This is a genomic window from Micromonospora sp. NPDC048905 (genome assembly GCF_040649655.1).
Classification (GTDB): Bacteria; Actinomycetota; Actinomycetes; order Mycobacteriales; family Micromonosporaceae; genus Micromonospora.
This window is the reverse complement of record NZ_JBEZFV010000004.1, coordinates 141,801-163,709: the sequence shown is the minus strand read 5'-3', so window position 1 is coordinate 163,709 and position 21,909 is coordinate 141,801. Positions and strand designations below refer to the sequence as shown.

Annotated in this window: 16 protein-coding genes; 8 read left to right on the top strand and 8 right to left on the bottom strand. The window is 70.3% G+C overall.

Features of this window, described 5'->3' with window-relative positions:
• The first annotated feature begins 21 nt into the window (after nt 1-21).
• From AB0C01_RS12130 to AB0C01_RS12110, 5 genes are all read left to right on the top strand, one after another.
• Nucleotides 22-1,020: a sugar ABC transporter permease gene (locus AB0C01_RS12130; protein ID WP_357571047.1), complete on the top strand. Its 999-nt coding sequence runs from the start codon at nt 22-24 to the stop codon at nt 1,018-1,020.
• The gene (locus AB0C01_RS12125) at nt 1,017-1,853 is read left to right on the top strand and encodes a carbohydrate ABC transporter permease (protein WP_357250041.1); all 837 of its coding nucleotides are present in this window, start codon (nt 1,017-1,019) and stop codon (nt 1,851-1,853) included. The genes AB0C01_RS12130 and AB0C01_RS12125 overlap by 4 nt, the downstream gene beginning before the upstream one ends.
• Before the next feature lie 53 nt (nt 1,854-1,906).
• Nucleotides 1,907-2,923, top strand: a complete 1,017-nt coding sequence (locus tag AB0C01_RS12120; RefSeq protein ID WP_357250038.1) for a LacI family DNA-binding transcriptional regulator — start codon at nt 1,907-1,909, stop codon at nt 2,921-2,923.
• Nucleotides 2,924-3,047: 124 nt separating this feature from the next.
• Complete coding sequence (locus tag AB0C01_RS12115; RefSeq protein ID WP_357571046.1) at nt 3,048-4,169, top strand: hypothetical protein; 1,122 nt, start codon at nt 3,048-3,050, stop codon at nt 4,167-4,169.
• 354 nt (nt 4,170-4,523) lie between these two features.
• A complete protein-coding gene (locus AB0C01_RS12110; RefSeq protein WP_357571044.1) occupies nt 4,524-6,392 on the top strand; it encodes an HEXXH motif domain-containing protein in 1,869 nt (622 codons plus the stop codon).
• A 22-nt stretch (nt 6,393-6,414) separates the two neighbouring features.
• On the opposite strand, the gene fxsT is transcribed toward AB0C01_RS12110, so the two are convergent.
• The 3 genes from fxsT to AB0C01_RS12095 form a co-directional block, all read right to left on the bottom strand.
• Nucleotides 6,415-10,221, bottom strand: coding sequence for an FxSxx-COOH system tetratricopeptide repeat protein (gene fxsT, locus AB0C01_RS12105; protein WP_357571043.1), 3,807 nt, complete (start codon nt 10,219-10,221; stop codon nt 6,415-6,417).
• A 211-nt stretch (nt 10,222-10,432) separates the two neighbouring features.
• Nucleotides 10,433-11,920: a hypothetical protein gene (locus AB0C01_RS12100; RefSeq protein ID WP_357571042.1), complete on the bottom strand. Its 1,488-nt coding sequence runs from the start codon at nt 11,918-11,920 to the stop codon at nt 10,433-10,435.
• A gap of 57 nt (nt 11,921-11,977) precedes the next feature.
• Complete coding sequence (locus AB0C01_RS12095; protein WP_357571041.1) at nt 11,978-12,415, bottom strand: hypothetical protein; 438 nt, start codon at nt 12,413-12,415, stop codon at nt 11,978-11,980.
• Nucleotides 12,416-12,743: 328 nt separating this feature from the next.
• On the opposite strand from AB0C01_RS12095, the gene AB0C01_RS12090 reads away from it, so the two are divergent.
• A complete protein-coding gene (locus AB0C01_RS12090) occupies nt 12,744-12,893 on the top strand; it encodes a hypothetical protein (protein ID WP_357250022.1) in 150 nt (49 codons plus the stop codon).
• A gap of 142 nt (nt 12,894-13,035) precedes the next feature.
• Here the strand turns inward: AB0C01_RS12090 and AB0C01_RS12085 are convergent, their stop codons facing one another.
• Nucleotides 13,036-14,391, bottom strand: coding sequence for a PHB depolymerase family esterase (locus AB0C01_RS12085; RefSeq protein WP_357250019.1), 1,356 nt, complete (start codon nt 14,389-14,391; stop codon nt 13,036-13,038).
• A gap of 446 nt (nt 14,392-14,837) precedes the next feature.
• Here AB0C01_RS12085 and AB0C01_RS12080 point away from each other — a divergent pair, with 446 nt between their 5' ends.
• Complete coding sequence (locus tag AB0C01_RS12080; RefSeq protein ID WP_357571040.1) at nt 14,838-16,898, top strand: cellulose binding domain-containing protein; 2,061 nt, start codon at nt 14,838-14,840, stop codon at nt 16,896-16,898.
• 62 nt (nt 16,899-16,960) lie between these two features.
• Here AB0C01_RS12080 and AB0C01_RS12075 read toward each other — a convergent pair whose 3' ends face one another.
• The 4 genes from AB0C01_RS12075 to AB0C01_RS12060 are packed head-to-tail and all read right to left on the bottom strand — an operon-like array spanning nt 16,961 to nt 19,160.
• Nucleotides 16,961-17,434 carry a hypothetical protein gene (locus tag AB0C01_RS12075; RefSeq protein WP_357571039.1) on the bottom strand — a complete coding sequence of 158 codons (474 nt, stop codon included), beginning with the start codon at nt 17,432-17,434 and terminating at the stop codon, nt 16,961-16,963.
• On the bottom strand, nt 17,435-18,547 hold the full coding sequence (locus AB0C01_RS12070; protein WP_357250011.1) for a hypothetical protein: 1,113 nt from the start codon (nt 18,545-18,547) through the stop codon (nt 17,435-17,437).
• A 12-nt stretch (nt 18,548-18,559) separates the two neighbouring features.
• Nucleotides 18,560-18,856: a WXG100 family type VII secretion target gene (locus AB0C01_RS12065; RefSeq protein ID WP_357250008.1), complete on the bottom strand. Its 297-nt coding sequence runs from the start codon at nt 18,854-18,856 to the stop codon at nt 18,560-18,562.
• Nucleotides 18,849-19,160, bottom strand: coding sequence for a hypothetical protein (locus tag AB0C01_RS12060; RefSeq protein ID WP_357250006.1), 312 nt, complete (start codon nt 19,158-19,160; stop codon nt 18,849-18,851). Before AB0C01_RS12060 ends, AB0C01_RS12065 begins: the two co-directional genes overlap by 8 nt.
• Nucleotides 19,161-19,329: 169 nt before the next feature.
• Here AB0C01_RS12060 and AB0C01_RS12055 point away from each other — a divergent pair, with 169 nt between their 5' ends.
• Entirely contained in the window at nt 19,330-21,870 is a 2,541-nt protein-coding gene (locus AB0C01_RS12055) for a serine/threonine-protein kinase (RefSeq protein WP_357250003.1), read from the top strand.
• Nucleotides 21,871-21,909: the final 39 nt, after the last annotated feature.

Below are 21,909 nucleotides of genomic sequence, written 5' to 3'. Positions count from 1 at the left end.
CAAAACCCCAGTGGAGTAGGCATGACCACGCCATCGACCGTGTCGGACACCAGGCGCGGCGACACGGCGACGGACCCGCCGGCACCGGGGCCGGGCACCGCGCGTCAGCGCGGCCGCCAGCCCCGGCCGGGCCGCGGCGGCGTCCTCGCCATCTTCCTCACACCAGCCCTGGTGCTGTTCCTGCTGCTGGTCATCGCCCCGATCCTGGTGGCCGGCTACGGCAGCCTCTACAAGTGGAACGGCTTCGGGCTGCCGGAGAACTTCATCGGGCTGGACAACTACACACGCGCTTTCCAGGACCCGACCTTCCGGGGCGACCTGTGGCGCGGGTTCGTGCTGGTGCTGCTGTCGCTGGCCGTTCAACTGCCCGCCGCGCTGGCCCTGGCCATGTTGCTCAACCAGCCCCTGCGGGGCCGCGCCGTCTACCGGCTGATCTTCTTCGCCCCGTACGTGCTGTCCGAGGTCACCACGGCCGTCCTGTTCACCCTGGTGTTCTCACCCAACCGGGGCCTGGGCGAGGCGCTCTCCGGGTGGCTGAGCGCCGATGCCGGCGCCGTCTTCGCCGACCCGGACACCGTGCTGTTCGCCGTCTTCCTGGTGGTGTCCTGGAAGTACTTCGGCCTCTACATGATGCTGTTCCTGGCGGCCCGACAGGGCATCCCCAAGGAGCTCTCGGAGGCCGCGGTCACCGACGGCGCCACCGCCTGGCAGGCGTTCCGACACGTCACCCTGCCCCTGCTCGGCCCGACGATCCGGATCAGCGTGTTCCTGTCCGTCATCGGCACCATCCAACTGTTCGACATGGTCTGGGTGCTCACCGGCGGTGGCCCGATCCACTCCTCGGAGACCATGGCCGTGACGATGTACGAGTACGGTTTCCGCCGCTTCGAAGTCGGCTACGCCAGCGCGATCAGCATCATCATGTTCCTGCTGAGCCTCGTCTTCGCCCTGTTCTACCAGCGAACGGTCCTGCGTCGGGACACCGCGGGCGCGATCACCAACCAGGGAGGCCAGCGATGACCGCCAGGATCAGTCGCGCCCAGCGGACCCGCAGCCTCGTGCTGCACCTGATCTGCGTGGCCGTCGGCGCGCTGATCGTCGTACCGGTCTGGTTCGGGGTGCTCGGCGGCTTCAAGGACAACGGTCAACTGTCCACCAACCCGCTGGGCTGGCCCGACCCCTGGGTGGGCAACTACGTCGACATCCTCGCCAACGGGTTGTTCTGGCGACAGCTCGGCAACAGTGTGCTGATCGCCGTCAGCAGCACCGTCATCGTCGTCGGCGCGGCGGCGATGGCCGCGTTCGTCTTCGCGCGCTACGCGTTCCGGGGCCGCGAGTTCCTGGTGACCCTCTTCGCGATCGGCCTGATGTTCCCGTTCGCGGTGGCCATCCTGCCGCTGTTCATCCTGCTGCGCGGCATGGGCCTGCTGGACAACCCGCTCGGCGTCATCCTGCCCCAGGCCGCCTTCGGGCTGCCGATCACCATCATCATCCTGCGCCAGTTCTTCCGCACCATCCCGGCCGAGGTGGAGGAGGCAGCTGTCCTGGACGGGTGCAGTTCCTTCGGGTTCTTCTGGCGGGTTCTGCTGCCGATGGCCCGTCCCGCCCTGGCCACCGTCTCGGTGCTGGCGATCGTGACCAGCTGGAACAACTTCATGTTGCCGCTCGTCGTCTTCAGCGACCAGAGCTGGTGGACGCTCCCCGTCGGGGTCCAGGCCTTCCAGGGCCAGTACGCCGACGACACCGCACGGGTGCTCGCGTACGTCGTGCTGTCCATGATCCCGGCCCTGGGCTTCTACGCCGTGGCCGAACGGCAGCTCATCGGGGGCCTGACCGGCAGCGTCAAGGGGTGACACCGCAGCACCGCGAGCAGACCTGAAGCCTCTCGGCAGACGAAGGAGCGACCGTGGGCGCGGAGAACGGCCGAAACGTCACCATCGCGATGATCGCGCGGTTGGCCGGTGTCTCGGTGCCCACGGTCTCCCGGGTCATCAACGGGCGATCCGATGTCGCCCCGGACACCCGGGAACGCGTCGAGGCGTTGCTCAACCGGCACGGGTACCGTCGCCGGTCGCCGGCCCGGCGCACCGACGCCGCCCTCATCGACCTGGTCTTCAACGACCTGGACAGCCCGTGGGCCGTGGAGATCATTCGTGGGGTGGAGGACGTCGGCCAGAGCAGCGGCGTCGGCACCGTCGTGTCGGCCATCCACTGGCGCATCTCCTCGGCCAAGCAGTGGCTCGACAACATGCGTACGCGCTCCACCGAGGGCATCATCTTCGTGACCTCGATGGTGAACCCACCGTTGCAGGCCGAGCTGCGCCGCCTGCACCTGCCGGTGGTCATCATCGACCCGGCCGGTGTCGACCCGCAGGAGTCGCCCACCATCGGCGCCACCAACTGGGCCGGCAGCCTGAGCGCCAACCAGTACCTGATCAGCCTCGGCCACCGCCGCATCGGCTTCATCGCCGGCCCACCGCACCTGATGTGCAGCCGGGCCCGGATGGACGGCTACCGGGCCGCGCTCGGCGCCGCCGACATCCCCGTCGACGACGCCCTCATCCGCCCCGGCAACTTCTACCACGAGGGCGGGTTCAGCGCCGGCACCCAGTTGTTGGCCCTGCCCGACCCGCCCACCGCGATCTTCGCCTCCAGTGACCAGATGGCGCTCGGCGTCTACGAGGCGGTGCGCAAACGCGGGTTGCGGGTGCCCGACGACGTGAGCGTGGTGGGCTTCGACGACCTGCCCGAGGTCCGGTGGTGTTCCCCGCCGCTGACCACGGTGCGCCAACCGCTGGCCGAGATGGGCATGCTGGCCGCACGGACCGTGCTGCGCCTCGCCGCCGGTGAGAGGACCGAGAGCCCTCGGGTCGAGCTGGCCACCGAGCTCGTCGTCCGCGACAGTGCCGCACCACCCCGGTGACGTCAGCGCCCGGCGTCCGGCCCGTGATCAGGCCTCGCGGAGGGCGTCGTCGACGCGGTCCCGGGGGCATGATTACCGGATGCGTGCTGACTCACTCCGTCGCAGCCCGGAGACGGGGTGAACAGTGGATCTCGGCCCTGATTCGCGCGACGTCCAGGTGCTCGGTGTCGGCATCGACAGGTACGAGGGTGGGAGCGACTGGAGTCTGGTCGGGCCGGTCGACGACGCCATCCGGTTCGCACGCCGGTTCGTCGCCTGGGGGGTGCCGCCGGAGCAGGTGACCCTGCTGTTGGCCCCCGAACCCGATCCGAGCGCCGTCCCGCCGGGAGTCGTCGTGCGAGCCGCCGATCGCGCGACCGTACGGGACGTGCTGCTCCGGGAGTTGCCGACCCGCCCCCAGTCCACCCTCTACGTGGTGTGGGGAGGCCACGGCTATGTCGACACCGGCCGGCACCGGCGGCTCTACTACGCCGACGCCACCGCCACCGACGCCGGCTCACTCGACCTGGATTCCATGCTCGCCACGTTCGCCTCGGACCTCGTGCGGTCGTTCGACCGGCAGTTGTGGATCGTCGACGCGTGCCAGTCGCACGACCGCCCGCACGCGCTGCGCACACCCGGCAACGAGACCTTTCCCGCCGGCGAACCCGCCGCCGGTCGGACACAGGACGTGCTGTTCGCCGCCGGTGTCGGACAGGCCGCGGCCAACCTGCGGGTACGACGTACCGGGCTGTTCAGTCGGGAGGTGCTGCGGCTGCTGGAATCCGACGACCCGGACCTGCTCGGCAACCCGGCTCGGCTGGTGGCCGCACTCCGGGACCGGTTCGCCGAGCTGCGTGCGACCGGGCTCACCGGGCAGACCCCCACGTACCTCTGGTACCGCAACGCGCTCGGCGACGAGGGCCTCGTGCTCGGTCGACCTCCGGCGGGGCAGCCGGCGCCGCCGACCTCGGCGTCCCCGCCGCCGTCCCTGCTCGGTCCCCTCGTGGACGCGCTGCTGGCGATGCCGGAGTTCCTGCGGCCCAACGACCGGGAGGAGATCCTGTCCCTTCTTCGGGGTCAGGTGTATGCCGCGATCCGACGCAGCAGCGCGGCCCGGGCGGACACCATCAGCATCGTCCGGACCTGTCTGCGGTATCCGGGCGCCCTGGCGGAACTCGTGGAGGCGGTCCGTTTCTTCGCCAGCGACGACGTCGCGATGGCTCAGGTCGAGGAGAGCGCCGCTCGGCTGGCCCCGTACGCCTGACCCGAGCCGCGGGCGATCCACGTCGGACCGTCACGTCACCGCAGTGCGGGTTACGGTGGGCGTAGCTCGATGTGACGCTTTCGTTGCGCTCCAGACATAAGCGATGATGGAGCCATTGCGAGCCATCGTCGGAAGGGTTGTCGTACATGGAGGAAAGCCTCACCGGTATCGAGTCGGAATTGCTCGATTTGTCAACGGTGGACATTGCTACTCTACGATCCGTTGACCGCCCCGGCCTGACCGCGGCCATCTCGCGGGTGCGAGAGAGAGTTGCCGACTCGGGGGGCAGCATCAGCGGCTACAACGGCTCCTTCCCGAGTCGGATACGGTCTGCCGGGCCGGATTCGGAGGGACATGTCGTCTGATCCCGTGACGTTGGGGCCGACGTACCTCGATCCCGAGCATTTCCAGGCCCTTGCCTCCGGTGCAGGTGACGGACAGACCATCGCGGCGCTCTGGCGGTCCGAGCGGAGCTGGCGGCTGATCGTGCTGCGGGCGCTCCTGGACGGCTGCGCCACTCGGCCCGACGCGGCCGGTCCGCTCGCGCCGGTCGCGGACGCCTGGCAGCTCCTCGCCCAGGCGCACGGTGCTGATCCGGCCGCCACCGAGGACGTCCTCGCCCAACCACAGGTCGGCATCTGGGCCGCCCACACCCTGCGTCGGCTGCACGACGATCCCGATCCCACCGTGCCGTTGTGGCTGGACGTCGGATACCTGCACGCCCTGGCGGCGGCGAGCGCCGTGCGGGCGGGCCTCTCCTTCGACGTCGACATTCCCGTGCGCGACGGCGCGGCAGTGCTCCCCACGGTGGGTGCCGCCTCGATCCCACCGACCGTGCCGGTCGTCCGGGTGCGGGCCCGCGCCGGGCAGGTCGACCTGGTGAGCACCGCCCGGACCGTGCGATGCGGTGCCGCCGACGACCCCAACTGGCACCCACCGATCATCGTCGCGGTCGACTCGTACGGCGTCGAGCTCCGGGTGGAACTGCACGACCGTGACGTGTACCGCGACCTGCGGGGCACCTCGCCGCCCCAACCGCTGTCGGCGTCCGACGTCGTCCGTTGGCGCGCGCTTCTCGCGCAGGCCTGGGGGCTGCTGGTCAGTCAGCAGCGCGGAGGGGCGCAGGCGATCGCCGGGATCCTGCGCAGCGTGGCGCCCCTACCGCCGCGGGCCCGGTTCCGTCAACTGTCCGCATCCGGTGCCGAGGCCTTCGGGGGTGTGCTGCTCTCCGAGCCGGACGACGCCGCACAACTGGCCGTCACCCTGGTGCACGAGTCGCAGCACCACAAGCTCGGTGCGCTGTCCCACCTGCTCACCCTCGTCGAGGGCGGCGGCGACGTCCGCTACTACGCCCCCTGGCGGGACGACCCCAGGCCACTCGCCGGCATCCTCCAGGGCGCGTACGCCTTCGTCGGCATCACCCGGTTCTGGCGAACCTACCGACACGACGCACCGCTCGACGAACGGGCCGCCGCGGACTTCGAGTTCGCCCTGTGGCGACGGCAGACCCTCGACGTCCTGCGGATGATGGCGGCGTCCGGCCGGTTGACCGGGCACGGCCAGCGGTTCGTCGACACCCTGCACACCGAGCTGAAGGCGTACCAGGAGGACCCGGTCCCCGCCGTCGCGCTCGACGCGGCGGGTGTCGTCGCCGTCGATCATCGCGCGATGTGGCGGGGCCACAACATGAGCATCCAACCCGCCGACCGGGACGCGCTGGCGGCAGCCTGGGAGCGCCGTGATCCGACGGCGGAGACGGGCTTCGGTCGCACGGTGCTGGCGGCGCCACCGGAGGGCCTGCTCGACGCCCGGGCCGTGCTCCGCCGGTACCTGCTTGTCGACCCGGCCGCATTCGGTCGGCTGTGCGCCGCACCGGACGAGGTGGGGGCCACGGTGGCCGGCGCCACCGAGGCCGATCTCGCCCTGGTGGCCGGTGACCTGCCCCGGGCGCGGGCCGCCTACCTCGACGAACTGCACGAGGACGCCGCCAGCGTGCACGGCTGGGTGGGTCTTGGCCTCACCCACCTCGACCGTCCCGCCGACCCGGTGCCGCGAGCACTGCTGGGTTACCCGGAGATCGTCCTCGCCGTCGTCGACGGGCTGCGCTCGCGCGGCGACACCACGGTCGGTCCGGACCCGATCGAGCTGGCCACCTGGGTCGGCCGTCTGATCCCCGACCGGGACCTCGACACGGTCGACCCGGCGGGTTGGCTGGCCGCCTGATCCCGCCGGGTCGACCCCGTCGTCACAGAGGCAGCGGGTCGATGTCGCAGTTGGCGCGGACGCCGGCACCGATCGCCGCGACCGCCGGGTGCTGCGCGCCGAGGGTCAGCCGCAGTTGCTCGAGACCCTTGTCGAACATCATGCTCGCCTCGGCCTCACGACCAAGGTCGCGCAAGTCCATGGCGAGGTTGAGCGCACACACGAGCGTGGTGGGGTGGCTGTTGCCGAACACCTGCCGACACAGCGCGAGCGTTTCCAGGTCGAGAGCGTGGGCTTCGGCGTACTCGCCGAGCTCGTAGTGGTCGCTCGCGAGGTTGACCCGGGCGGTCAGCACCAGCGCGTGCGACTCGCCGAGCCGGCTGGTCAGGTGGTGCAGGGCGGTCTGGTTGAGATCCCGGGCCTGGGCGCACTCGCCCAGCAGCCGGAGGGTCACCGCCAGGTCCACCTGAGCCCCCGCGGTGTGCGGGTGGCTGTCGCCGTACAGCCGGCGTAGCCCCTCCACCGCGATCTCCGCCGACTCCCGGGCTGCCCGCAGGTCACCGTTCAGCCGCTGGTCGATGGCGAACGTCAGCGTGGCGAGCACCGTGTCCGGATGGTTGTCGCCGTAGCGGGACCGGAAGCGGGCCAACACGTAGCCCGACAGGTCCAGGGCGTCGTTGTGGCGGCCGGCCTTGCGCCGGAACGTCGCCAGCGCGCGGCTCCCGCGCAGGATCGACGGGTGATCGTCGTACTTCAGCATCCGTCGGGCCGTCGCCACGACGGTCTCCTGATCGGCGTGCGCCGCCACGTAGTCGCCGAGCTCCCGGCGGTCGAGGTTGATGCCGCCGAAGGTGCTGAGAGTGTCCGGGTGGTCGGTGCCGTAGATCTGCACCAGGCGCTGGTAGGTCTGTTCGTCGAGCTGGAGGGCTCGACCGAAGAGGCCGGACAGTCGCATGCTCACCGCGAGGTTGTGCGCGGCGCGCAACGTGAACGGCTCGTCCTCGCCGAAGTTCCGCTTGGCCTGCTCGTAGACCGTGAGCGACAGTTGCAGCGCGCCGGCGAAGTCACCGGCGACGCGGTGGTCGGCGGCCACGGCGCCGATGGCGTCCAGGGTCTCCTCCCGGTCGTCGCCGATGGTCTGCCGGTAGAGCTTCAGTGTCCGGGCGTTCAGCGGGGCCGCCGCGGCGTAGTCACCGACGACGAAGTGCATGAAGCCGAGCCAGCTCGCCGCCCGGAGGCTGTCCGGGTCGGCGCCGTCCGAGCTGCTGTCGGTCCAGGCCGCCCACGCGCGTTGGGAGAGGCCCCGGGCCGCCAGGTGGTCACCCCATCGCCACAGGTACTTCGCCTCGTTCAACACCATGTCCCGGACGAGGTCGTTCGAGCACCGCTCAGCCTGCGAGGCGAGGATGTGCGGATACAGGTCCGCGTACCGCTGCCAGTGGTCGCTGTTGTCGGGCTGGTCGGGGTCGTTGCCGGCGAGCAGCAGGTGGGCGCCGTGCTGCATCTCCTCCTGTTCCTCCCGGTCCATCTGGTTGATCAGCACGCGTTGCACGAGTCGGTGCATCTGGAACGAGTTCGTCCGGTGATCGATCCGGGCGAGCGACAGCCGCCCGATCATGCGGATCGCCTGGTTGAGGTGGATCGGGTTGCGGACGAGGGGATCCAGTTCGGGGTGGATGCGCAGCGCACGTGGCTTGGACAGGAGCACCTTGCCGATCGGCTCGGGCGCGAAGAACGCGCACACCTGGAGTAGCCGCAGGGCCGCCGGATCCCGCTCCCGCAACCAGTTGAGCGACACGTTCCACGCCGCGGCGACGAGCTCGGGATAATCCTGCCGCGCCGTCGTCTCGTCGTCGAACAGCGGACGGCTGGCGTCGAGAAGGTCGAGGTACTCGTCGGTCGGCATCTTCGTCTCAGCGCGCCAGGCCGCCGCCTGCTCGATGGCCAACGGGAGGTCGCCCAGCGCCGTGGCGAGCCGGTCGGCGTCGGTGACGGCCAGGTCCGGGTCTCGACGACGGAGCAGGTCGATGCTCTCCTGGCGTTCGAAGATGTCGACCGGGAGGCTGTTGGCGATCCGCCGCCACGCACTGATGCGAGAGGTGACCACGATGCTGCCCGGGCCGCCCTTCGGGAAGAACCGCTCGACGCTCTCCGGATCCTCGGCGTTGTCGAAGATCAAGAGCCAGTTCGAGTACGGGCGACCCACGCGCAACGCCTCCAGCACCGCCGGTACGGCCGTGTTGGCCGTCGCGGGCACGGGCAGGTTCAGGCGCGTCGCCAACTCCACAAGCGCGGACTGGATCTGCGCGGGGCGCTCGGCCGGGATCCACCAGATCAGGTCGAAGTCCTGTTGATGCAGGTAGACGTACTCGATGACGAGCTGCGACTTGCCGACGCCGCCGGCGCCGTGCACCGCCTCGGGTAGCACGGCCGTCGTGCCGGCCCGCAGGCGTTGGTGCAGCCGGTCGAGGAGGTCGCGTCGACCGGTGAAGTTCGTGTTCCGCAAGGGCAGGTTGCCGACGAGCGCCGATTGCTGACCGTCGAGCCGCTGCGTGGGCGGCAGATCACGGGACGACGACGGCAGGCCCGATTCGATGCCCGTCTCGGTGTCCAGGATGGTGTGCGGCGCAGTGCCGATCGAGGCGGCCGAGTCCGGCGATTTCACTCTGTCAGACATTCCGGACTCCATGGTCCTGTGGGCGGTAACGGAAGATGGCTCCAGTACTCGACGTACCTGCCGTGGAATGGGTGAGCCGAGCGCCTGGCCCAGCCGCGCGGCCGCGACGAGGTTCGGCCCGCCCAGTGAGAGGTGAACAGCCAACTCGACCCGCAGATAGGGCTCCGCGGCCGGGGTGACGCGCTCGTACGAGGTGTGGCGCGGATCCTTGATGCGAAGGGTCAGGTTGCGCACCGCCGCGACGTCGTGCGCCAGTTCGTACTCCACGACGTGCTGGACCTCGACGGTGCGGTCGCGGTACCCGAGCGTGAGGAGCCGCTCGCGTACGCCGTGCGCGAACTCGTACCTGATGCGGGTGTCGTTCGCCGGCGCGGCCCGGTGCAGGACGGGTCGGACCAGGTCGCTTGTCAGCACCTCGGTCAGCTGCGCCGGCCCCGACCGCACCATCGTCTTCAGCAGGGCGCGGATCACCCGGGCGTTGAGCGGCGCGGCCGCCAGTCGGGTCGCGAGGATGAACGACGCCGGCGACACGGTGGCCCGGAAGCGGGCGACGAGGTCGTGTGCGGTGAGCGCACGGCTCACCCGGCGGGGGATCTCGCCATCGGGCGGCAGGAGCAGCGCGGGCAGCCGGACGTCCCCGGTGGGCGTCTCGGAGAGCAGCCCGCTCCACCGTCGCAACCAGTCGGCCCCTCGTTCGATGACCGGAACCGCTGTCAGCCGGGCGTCGTCCTGCTCGTCGGTGGGGCGAAGGTCCAGACCGCTCACCCGCCACGACCACCGGTGCGTCGCCGAATCCGACTCGGTCGGGCTCCAGGCCACCTCGGTCGTCTCCATCCGTCGCTCGCGCCACCGCTGTTGGGGCAACAGGTTGACCACGGCGATCGTCATGCTGGCGGCCCAGGAGACGAGGACGGGTTGGACGAGGCCGCCTCGCCAGGCGTCGGATCCGCCGTGGGTCAACAGGAGAACGACGCGCTGCCCGGTCGGGTCGACGAGTGCCGAGGGGGCGACGGGGCCGCTGTCGGCGCTGTCGGTCACCACGAGTGCGCCATCGTTGACGGCCAGCCGCCAGACCTCGACCGAGCTGAAGCCCGGCTGGGCGCGCAGTTGCGCGACGAAGGCGGAGATCTCCTCGGTCCAGAACTCCATCACCGCGTCGTCGTCGACGACCACGACAACATCCCGGGGGTGGTGTCCCGGATCGAGCCTCGTCCCGTTGGTAGGGCCGCTCGCGACGTCGACGGCTGACGGCATCATTCGGCTCACCACGGCCCGGTCGTCGATGCCGGCGGCGGCACCGGGCGGTGACGGTCGTGGGCGCCCGTGCCTGACCGTTGTGTGCGCCGACTGGCGGCACTCCCTGTGCTCCGCTGGCCGTTGCCGCTCATGCCAGGACCTTTCGCCTGTCGCCGTCGGCGGAGTCCGCCCCTCCGGGCTGCCGATCCGGATCGTCGAACAACATCACAAAGCCATGCCCGATGTGCTTGTCGAGCCCCTCCGGGTCTTCGCTCCACGCCAACTGTCGCAGGTGCGCGACGCGGTTCGGAAGGGCTGTGACGTCGGTGTCCGACGCCCGACCGTCGACCATCGACGCAACAGTCTGGCATAGATCCTTTTTGGACGGTGGGTCTCGGTGCCACACGATCGCCGGCACACCGGAGCGCAGCCCGACGAGCAACTGCCGCTCGCCGATGCTGTCGGCGGTCGGGGTCTCGCTGAGCACCAGCACGGCGACCGCGCTCTCGCGTTTGAGGATCGCTTCGAGCTGGACGTCGGCGTGGTGCCGCGCGGCGCAGTGGATCAGCTTGCGCTCGCCGGGGTGGTCGCTGACGAGTCGCCAGCGGCTGCGCCAGAGCCGGTGCCAGTGGCTGGCCCGGTTGCGCTCCAGGCTCCTGATCACCAGGGGGTATTCCGTGGTCAGGGGGCTTGGCAGCGCGGACTGGAGCTCCTTGCGCCAGGTGTCGACCGGCTCGTTGATCAGCTGCCAGGGCAGCACGAACTCGATGGTCACCGCGCCGGCCCGCGCCGCCCAACGGCGTTCGGCCTCGTTGACGACCCGGTCGACGGCCGCCTCGAGTTCCTCGTACGCGACGTGCCGATCCTCGCCGCGGATCGGCTGCCACTCCGGAGACGCCCACTGGTACCAGTGGGACATGATGTACGTGTCGTCGTCGCCGCCGTACTTCTCGAACTGGATCACCAGGTAGGCGCTGCGGGCGGGTGCCGCTGCGGTCGGCTGAGCGGCGTCGAGCTGATCCGCGACGCCCCAGTCCGTGGCCAGCTGTTTGCGCAGCTGGCGCAGCCGGGGCAGCGACGCCTGTGCCACGGCCGGCGCCAGCCGGTCGAGCAGCACGAGCCAGGACGGCACCTCGCCATGCGCGTTCGCCGACGTGAGGTGGGCGAACAGCTCCCACGCGGTCTCGCACCGGGGTGGGGCGGGGGTTGCGCGAATCTCGGCGACGAACTGTCGAAGGTCGGGGGTCGCGTCGAGCGTGGACAGCTCCCCGCGCAACCAGGCGACGTCGTAGTCGGAGAGCAACTCGTACGCCTGCCAGTCGTCGGCCAGGCGCAGCAACGCGACTGTCTGTTTGCTCTCCGGCTCGAGCAGCTCGAGGCATTCGGCGAGGCAGCGCAGCCCACCCGGTCGGTCCACGCAGGCCGTCACCAGCGCGATGAGCTGGAGTCGGAGTACGCCCACCTCGCGGTAGTCCAGCGCGCCGCCCAGCGCGTGCCGCAACTCCTGCAACAGCAACTGTCGACTGCTCGGGTCCTGCACGACCGACGACGCTTCCAGCACGGTCGTGATCTGTCCGACGAGTCGGCGGCGTTCCTCCGCTACGGGCGGCGAATGAAGCCGCGGGGCCTCACGCACGAGCCTCGGGTGGTCGCTTGTCGCCGGATCGGCGGCGATTCGGTGCGGCGGGCGTCATCAGGTCGGCTCCGAGCCGAACGGGTTGAGCGTCGTCAGTGCCTGCACCACGTCGTCCGCCTCTCCGGTTACCTCGGCGCGCCGACGTTCAGTGCCGTCGTCGAAGATCGCGACCACCCGGAGCTGCTGCCCGCCGCGCCGACGCAACAGCGTCTGCAACGCGTACCAGCCGGCGGACGAGCTGATCCCCACGGCGATCTGGAGCAGGGTGTCGGTCAGCACACCCCGGGACGAGACGAACTCGCACTCCGTGAGGGGGTGCCAGGTGCCTGCTGTCAGCCGTGCGGCGAGTAGTTCCTCGATCAGCTCGGGGACGGAGTCGTCGTAGACCGGAACGCCGCCGTCGTCGGCGATCGGCAGGAAGGTCACGTCGGCGTCTGGCCGTGGGCCGGGCTCCCGGTGGCGGTCCGTGGCGACAATCGAGACCTTTGGTGACATGCGCTTTATGGTATTGGTGGTGGCGGCGGCCATGGCGTCGCGGAAGTGTCGCCAACTTGACAATTCGCAATGTGCTCGTACTGGACGTGCGGATCGTGGGGCTCGCCACATCCGCCTGTGTCTATGAGCTTTCCACACGTGGAGCGCCGCTGCCGCTCTGGTCCGCGCGGGCGTGCCACCGGGAACATGGCTCCGCGCCGAGGGTCACCAGCTTCCACTTGGTGGGGGAGGGTGCCACAATGATGGCGGCGCTCAAGCGGTCACCGCTGGGCCCGGGGGAGGGCCTTCCGCAGAAAGCGGACGGTGGGCACGAACCCCGAGGCCGTTCATGCACCCAGACGCTAACGCCATCTCCAGCCTGGTCGATCTGCTCGGCGGCGCGCTGCAATTGGTCGCCGCGGTCGTTACCCTCCTGGCCGCCGTCGGCGTCCGCGGGCGTCGTTCAGGGCGCGGCGGTCGGGGCGAAGACGACGCCTGACGCCCCCGCAGACCGTCGAACAGACAGCGCCACACGGGCCGCGCGGCCCGGCTCGGGAACGTCCCCGAGCCGGGCCTCGCGGCCGGCTGACCTCACGTCGTCGGCGCGCTCTCGCGGCGCGACCGACGGAGGGCGCGCCGGTTCAACTGCGGGTCCACCGCTGGCTGTTCCCGCCGTTGCAGGTCGAGAGGACCAACTGGGCGCCGTTGGCGGTGCCGGCGGCGTTCGGTGCGAGGCACAGGCCGGACTGCACGCCGGTGACCGTCCCGTCGGTGTTGAGGTTCCACTGCTGGTTGGTGCCGCCGTTGCAGTCCCAGATGATCACCCGGGTGCCCGACGTGGTCCCCGCGGCCTCGGCGTCCAGGCACTTCGTGCCGTACACCTGGAGTTGTCTCGCGGCGGTCGGCGTCCACTGCTGGTTGGTGCCACCGTTGCAGTCCCACAGCGCCACCTGGGTGCCGTTCGTCTGTGACCTCGACGGGACGTCCAGGCAGCGACCGGCGTTGACGTTGCGCAGCGGCCCGGCCGTGCCGCCCGGCGGCGGCGTGGTCGGGTTCGGCGGCGGTGTGGTGGGACTCGTGGTGTCGAGACCGAGGAACCGGACGGCCTGCGCGGCGTCGAACGGGATGGAGTGGCCGTACCCCTGGAAGCTGATGGCCTCGACAGGTGCCGTGCCGCCGGTGCCCCCGTACCGGGTGCGGGTGGCGCTGGTCTGCGGGGAGTCGGTGTAGGCGGGGGTCTGGGACACCCCTTGGACGTTTGTCCACTGCTTGATCTGTTCGCCGAAGTTGACGTAGCTCAGCGTGGTGTCCGTGGTGCCGTGCCAGATCTGCATCCGGGGGCGTTTGCCGGTGTAGCCGGGGTAGGCGTTGCGCACCAGATCGCCCCACTGCTGCGGGGTCCGGACGATGCGCCCACCGGAACACTCGCTGTTCCACTCGGCGCCGTTGGTGGTGGCGAAGCAGCCGAACGGAACCCCGGAGGAACTGAACCCGGCGTTGAACAGGTCCGGGTAGAGGCCGGCCATGACGTTCGTCATCATGGCGCCGGAGGAGAACCCACCGACGGCGATCCGGTTGGCATCGACCGGGTAGCGGCCCCGGACATAGTCGACCATGGACTTGAGGCCGATGGGGTCGCTGCCGCCGTCGCGCCGCAACGCCTGCGGGGAGGAGACGTCCCAACACTTGCTGCTGCGGGTCACCGACGGGTAGATCACGATGAAGCCGTAGCGGTCGGCGAGGGTGCTGAGCCCGAAACCGGAGTGCACCGCCGGGCCACTGCCGGTGCAGTAGTGCAGGGCGAGGAGGAGGGCCGGCTGGGCGGCGACCCGGTCCGGCACGTACAGGTGCATCTGGAGGTTCGTCGGGTTGGTGCCGAAGTTGGTCACCTGGGTGAGCGTCGCGGCCGACGCTGGGGTGGCGACCGTGACCACGGCCGTCATCGTCGCCAGGGCCGTCGCGAGCGCGGCGGCCAGCAGTGCGATCCTTGATTTCATCGGCGCTTCCTCTGGTGCTGGGTCGGGGACTCGGCGGCAGCACGGAGTGCTCGGGTGGGGGTGCGGACGCGCGTCGTCCGCCGCGCGTCGTCGGCGGCCGCGGTGAAGTCCTGATGCGACGCCCCGCATGCCCGGGGGGCGTCGTGATGCCGAGGCTGACCAGCGGGGGCTCTCCCGGCAACCCGCGAACGCTGTTCGCCTCGACATCGACTGTGAGCGATAACATGCCGTTCGTCAAGCTGTAACGTATGACGTCAGTCGACCGGCCGGCCTTGAGGTTCCCGATCCGGCCGTGACATTCTTGTGCGTCGATGACCGCCCGCGCGCGGAGCCGATGTCCGTCCAGGGCAACCAGGATCCGATACGGGTGCTGGGGGACGGGTGCGACGAGCGATGGACCGCCGAGAGCCATCCGTGCACTCACTCCCGCAAAGGAACCCCAGCCCATGCAGAACCAGAAGAGGCGCGCGTCTTTGGTGGCGAGCGCGCTGCTCGCCGCGACCGCGCTCGCCGGCATCAACCCACCGGCGGCCAGCGCGGCCCCCGACCCGGTCACCGTGACAGTCAACGCCCGCGCGGGGCTGGCGACCGTGCCCGACACCGCGCTGGGCGTCAACCACGCCATCTGGGACCAGAACCTGGGCACCACGGAGACGTCGGACCTGCTGCGCGACGCAGGCGTGCAGATGATGCGGTACCCCGGCGGCTCGTACGCCGACATCTACCACTGGAAGGACCACACCGCGCCCGGCGGCTACGTCGCGCCGGGAACCGACTTCGACACGTTCATGGCGGCGGCCCAGCGGGTCGGCGCACAGCCAATGATCATCGCGAACTACGGCACCGGGACCCCGGCCGAGGCGGCCGACTGGGTGCGGTACGCCAACGTGACGAAGGGCTACGGCGCGCGGTACTGGACCGTCGGCAACGAGAACTACGGCAACGGCCACTACGGGTCCGCGTGGGAGGCGGACGACCACCCGGACAAGAGCGCGGCGCAGTACGCGCGCCTGGTCGTCGAGTACGCCGACGCCATGAAGGCGGTCGACCCGAGCGTCAAGGTCGGGGCGGTGCTGACGATGCCGGGCAACTGGCCGGACGGGATCACCGCCGGCAGCGACCCCGGCCCGTGGAACCAGACAGTGCTCTCCCTCGCCGGCCCGAAGATCGACTTCGTGGACGTGCACTGGTACCCGGGCGGCACCGCCGCCGAGTCCCTGGCCCGCACCAACCACATCCCCGACGCGACCTACCTGCTGCGGCAGCAGATCAGCAGGTACGCCGGCCCGAACGCCGACCGCATCGGCATCAGCCTCACCGAGCTGAACGTCGACGCCGGCCGGACCACCCAACCGGCCGCGCTCTTCCTGGCCGACGCCTACAGCGAACTGCTGGCGAACGGCGTCTTCACCGTGCACTGGTGGAACGTGCACAACGGCATCGGCGCCGTGTCGGAGGTGGCCGGCCAGACCGACTACAACGACTTCGGAATGCTCTCCAGCGGCACCTGCACGGCGGACGGCTCGGTCTGCGAGCCACCACTGAACACACCGTTCGCCCCGTACCACGGGCTGGGCATGATGAAGCTGTTCGCCAAGGCCGGCGACCAGTTCATCCGCGCCGGCACCGACGAGCCGCTGGTCAGCGCGCACGCCGTGCGCCGGAGCAACGGCGATCTCGCGGTACTGCTGGTCAACAAGGACCCGGACGCGGCGCACGAGGTCGCCATCGACTACGCCGGGTTCACCCCGTCCGCCGCCGCGCCGACCGTCGCCACCCTCACCAACGGCGCCACCGGCATCGCCACCAGCCAGTCCGGCTCCGCGACCAGTCGGACGCTGCCGGCGTACTCGTTGACGACGCTCGTGCTGCGCCCGGCCGACGCGGCCGTCGGCCGCCCGTCGGCGCCGGGCCAGCCCACCGCCGGCGAGATCACCGACCGCGCCGCGACGATCTCCTGGCCGGCGGCCACGCCGGGCCGCAGCCCGATCGCCAAGTACGAGGTGCACCGGCAGTACGGCGCGGTCAGCGAGCAGCTCGGCGAGACGACGAGCACCTCTTTCACGGTCGGCAACCTGGTGCCGGGCAGCAGATACACGGTCAACGTGCTGGCCCGCGACACCGCCGGCCGGGTGTCCTGGGCCTCACCACCGCTCACCTTCGCCACCGGCAGCCCCGCCGAGGGTGCGTGCACCGTCCGCTTCACCACGAACAACGACTGGGGCAACGGCTACATCGGCGGCGTCGAGATCAGCAACAACGGGACCAGCCCGATCAACGGCTGGACGCTCACCTGGACGTGGCCGACCGGCTGGCAGCAGGTGAGCAGCGGTTGGAGCGCCACCTGGGAGCAGACCGGCACCGCCGTGCGGGTCACGCCCACCGTCGACAACCGGCAGATCGCCGCCGGCGGCAGCGTGAGCGCCGGCTTCGTCGGGGCGTACGGCGGGCCGAACGTGCTGCCCACGGCGTTCACCCTCAACGGCACCGTCTGCACGACCGGCTGACACGGCCGTGGTCCGGCTGGCCCGTGCGCTCGGGCCAGCCGGCACCGGTGGTCACCGTCTGGTCAGTCGTCGTCGCGGGACCAGTCCCGCGGCGGCACGACGGCGAGCTGGGGCTCGCCACTGATCGGTTCGAGTGCGTGCACGATCCGCAGGTCACCGTCGGCTGCGGCGTCCTCGTCCGTGAGCACCCGGCCACTGCTGCCATCGGTGCTGACCAGGAGCCACCTGTCGGGATAGTGGCTGCCGTCGTCGACAAGCGCCCGAACCCGGAAGGCGCGGGCCAGGGCAACGGCCAGCTCCCGTTCCCCCAGGCCGGTGGCGTCGACGAGCTCGGTGTCGCCGATCAGCGCCCAGCCGAACTCCTCGTCGTCGTCGGGAGGAGTGAACATGGCGACCGGTCGGGGGTCGCCAGGCGATCGGTCCTCGATCCGACCGACATAGATCGACTCCGGCGCGATGCCATAGCTGTCCGCGAGGAACCGCCGCAGATCGGCTGCGGGGATCTCACCCTCGAACTGAATCTGGTAGACCAACACCTACCCCCGGTATTTCTTGTGCAGGCGGAAGACCTCCATCGCGCGCTCCCGGTGGGCAGGTGTGATGTATGGATCCTTGACCAACTCGACATTTGCCGCATCGAGGTCGCCGCCGAACTTGATGTACGTCTTCAACGCCTTGTACTCCAACCGCTCCAACCGCTCCAGGCCAGGCCCGCTCTCCGGAAAGACCGTACCCTTGTCCTCGACGCCGTAGGTGCGACCGTTCACCACGTAACGACTGCGGTCCGCCACCCAGGTGGCGAGGCCAGCGGCGATGTCGGCCAGATCCTGCGCGACGTCCGTGCCGGGCAGGACCACCGTGTTGAACGGCTTGACCGGATTATTCGGCCTGATGCGGTTGAGGTAGTGCCGGTCATGAACCGGCTTGAGGGGTATCTTGCCGGCGATACCGGCGACACGCCGGGTGGGTGGCGTGGACGTCGGGGTCGGCATGGCCTGGGAGGCTCCGGATCCCGCCGTCACCCGCTGCGCGCCCGCCGACGTCGGTCGCAGTCCGACGGACCTGATGGCCTGGGCACAGCGAGCTGCGGCAGCCTCGTAGCGGCTTCCCGCCTGAAGCGCGGAAACTCTCGCGCGTTCGCGCTCGGTCTCGCAGAGCGCCGCGTTGCGGGCAATGACGAAGGCCTGCGGGCGCACCTGTTCCGGCGCCCGTGCCGCGTACGACTCGTTCAGTCCACGCCAGACCCCCGGCCCGTAGGTGCGCATACCGGTCAGGCCGCAGAACTGCTGGAGCATGGCCCGGTACTGGCTGTCTGCCGTCATCCCGATGCGCAGTGCGTCGCGCGACTGCACTTGCAGCCGAATGAGATCGTCCGCGAACGCCGACAGGGCCGTCGCGCAGGCCAGATACGCGTCGGACAGGACCTTCGCATCGCCGGGTAGTCGCCCGAGCTCACGATCGATGGTCGCGGCATAGTCGCCCCGCAAGCTCATGGCGCCACTGTTGGCCGCGACGGACCTGAGCCGTGCGGTGTGCCCGCTGAACTCCGCCGCGCGGCGCCTGAAGGCGGTCACCATGGCGTTGATCGAGGCTGGCGAGCCCGGGGTCGGATCGCCGTCGTAGATGCTGAGGACCTGCCACTGTTCCATGTCGGCCGGTGATCAGCCGTTGATGCCCCCGGCCAGCCTGGCGTCCAGGTCCTGGTGCTCGCGGACGACGCCGACCAGGAACGTGGACATGCCCTCCAGGCCGCCGATCATGTTCTGCGCACCGGTGGTCCACTGCTGGTAGGAGTCCTGGAAACGACCCGAGGCCAGTTGGGTGCGGAACTCGCTGTTGACCAGTTGGTCGATCATCGACTTCAGGGCGTTCAACTTCTGGGTCATCTCCTCCTGCCCCGTGGTCAGGGTGCGGGCCGCCGACTGGAGACCCTCGTAACCGACGCTGACGTCACTCATTGACTTTCCCCTTTGCTTGTTGGTTGGTCGACAGCTGACTGCCCAGTGCGCTGTCGAGCTGGGCGTGGCCGGTGACCACGTCGTCGAGCCGGTCCGCGGCGGCTGACACCGCGGCCACCAGGCCGGCCTGATGCTGGATCGCGGCGTTGGTGAAATCGTGGAGGGCCAGGTCGACGTCGCGGGAGCCGGTCGCGGACAGTTGTCGGGCCTGCTGGCGGGTCGACTCCAGCCCGGACCGCACTCCGGTCAGTTGCTGTACGGCCTGGAGGACCGCGTCCCTGTCGAAACCGAACCCGGTCGCCATCGCCCCGTGCCCTCCTGAGAGTCGCGCCTGCCCCGGTCGAACCCAGCCCCATCGCCCGCCGCACCAGGCGCGAGACGTCGATCCGCTCCTATGTGGACGGACAACACGGTGCGATCGGCCGGAGTATGGTTCGCACCGACTGTAATGCCCGATGGCAAGGAGCGCGAAGGTGCCGAATCCGCAGTCGCCGCACCAGCTCATCGCGGGGCGTTACCGGTTGGAGAGTGTCCTCGGCCGCGGCGGGATGGGGGTGGTCTGGCGGGCGACCGACGAGCTGATGGGGCGCGCGGTCGCGGTCAAGGAGGTCCGCGTACCTCTCGGGCTTCCGACCGAGGAGCGTCAGCGGTTCGCGGAGCGGGCGCTGCGCGAGGCCCGCAGCGCGGGGCGCATCAACCATCCGGCGGTCGTGGCGATCCACGACGTGGTGCCGGCCAGCGGTGACGACGAGGCCGTCTACATCGTGACGGAGCTGGTGGACGCCCCGACGCTTGCCGATCTCCTCGATCGGGATGGGGCCTTGCCGCCGGATCGGGTGACCACCATCGCCGTTCGTGTGCTGGACGCGTTGAAGGCCGCGCACGCGGTCGGTGTGGTGCACCGGGACGTCAAACCGGGCAACATCATGGTGCTTCCGGGTGACGAGGTGAAGCTGCTCGACTTCGGCATCGCGCACGCGGCGGGGGACACCCGCCTGACCCGCCAGGGGATGATGGGGTCGACCGGTTACCTCGCTCCGGAGCTGTTCCACGGCGACGACCCCACGCCGGCCGCTGATCTGTGGTCGGTGGGCGTGACGCTCGCCCAGGCCGTGACCGGTGAGCTCCCGTTCGAGGGGGCGTCGACAGCGGCCACCCTGCACGCGGTTCTCTACGACGACCTGCCGGCCATCGAGTGCGGGGAGCCGCTGGCCACGGTGATCGCCGGTCTGCTCACCCGTGACGTGGCCCAACGGTTGACCGTCGAGCAGGCCCGTGACCTCCTGGACGCCCCGGTGAGCGCGGGCGCACCCGGGCGGCGCGACAGCCGCGCAGCCGCGGAGCCCGCTCCCGCCGGCCGCGGCCCCACACCGGTGGACGAAGCCTGGGAGCGGCATGCCACGACCGTGCAGCCGGCCGGGCCTCCGCCACCTCGCCAGCGGCCCGGCCCGGACGAGTCACCCGCGTCGGCGGCGGAGCAGCCGGCAGTCAACTTCCTGGCCGTGGTGCCGAGGGCGACCCTCATCGCCAACATCGGCGCCCGGATCGTCCTGCTCGGCGCCGCCCTGTGGGTGACCGGCCTGCTTGCCACCCTGCTGCTGGTGCAGGGTCGACCCGACTGGACCCTGATCCCGGTCGTCCTCATCGGGCTGGTGGTGGGGGTCGGCCTGCTGGTGACCGTCGTCAACCCGCCGCACGGCTGGCTCCACCTGAGCGCCCGCTCCATCCGGACGCACTTCTGGCGTGGGACCCCGATGCATGTGCTCTGGGCGCACATCGCCGCCATCACGGTCGGTCCCGGTGCCGGCCGGTCCGCCAAGCGCTCCAGGATCGGCGTCGAGCTGACGCCGGATGCGCCGCCGGAGACGACGACGCGGTGGAAAGCCCGCGGGGTGCTGCACGAGCAGGACGGCCGTGGTCCCGTCTGGACCGTCGGTGACCTGGAGGTCAGTCCCACGGTCCTCGTCGACGAACTGGGTGCCGTCGCTCCCGGTCACGTGCGGGTCGTCGGTCCGACCGAGGACACGCCGGACGGCTCGACCCGCGCCTTCCTGCCGCTCGGCCGGCGGTGGCCCTTTGCGGTGGTGTCTTTCGTGCTGCTGACCGCCCTGATCGTGACCGGTCACCTCTATCTCCGGCACCATCGCTCGGCCATGGTGGAGCTCGACCGCCAGCCGGCCAGCGCGTTGGCGTTCAGCGGGGACAGCACCACGCTCGTGACCGCCAACAGCGACACGTTCAGCATCACGTTCTGGGACGTCGCCGCCCGTCGGGCCGTGGCCACCATCCCCGGGCACACCAAGGAGATCAACGTTCTCCGGTTCAGTCCGGACGGCAAGACGCTTGCCAGCGGTGGGGACGACGGTGCCGTCAAACTCTGGGACGTCGCCAGCCGGCAGAACACCGGAACGCTCACCTTCAACCAAGGCGGCACCGTCGAAGACGTGCTGTTCTCCCCCTCGGGGGACCTCATCGGCGCGCTCGGCTACAGCGATGTCAAGTTGTGGCGACTGTCCTCCCCGGACAGGCCCGTCGAGCTGTCATCCGACCCGGCGGCCGGGCCGATCGAGGCTGAGGCGATCCGCTTCACCTCGGACGGGCAGGTGCTCATCGCCCTCGGCCCGAAGGGAGTCCCGCGCGCGTGGGAGACCGCCAGCGGCCTTCCGACCACTCGCGTCGACGGGGCTGTCACACCCTGGGTTGAGGCCACCCGTGACTCGAAGGTGCTGCTCCGTACACCCGGCTCCAACCAGATCGTGGCCACCCTGGTCGGCGATTCGAGCGCGACGTTCGATGCCACCGCCTTCGGCCCGAAGGACCTCTTCATCGGCGCCAGCCTGGACGAGATCCGGATCTGGCACACGTCGACGGGCCGCACCGCGCACCTCTACAAGCCGGGCATCTTCCCCGCCCAGGAGGTGTCGTCCGACGCCGTGGCGATGAGCCCCGCCGGCATTGCCGCGTTCGCCGGCACCGAGGGTCTCTGGCTGTGGACGTACGGCTCGGCCAGCTGACATCCAGCCGGGTCCGCACCAGCCACGATGTCAGGCCCG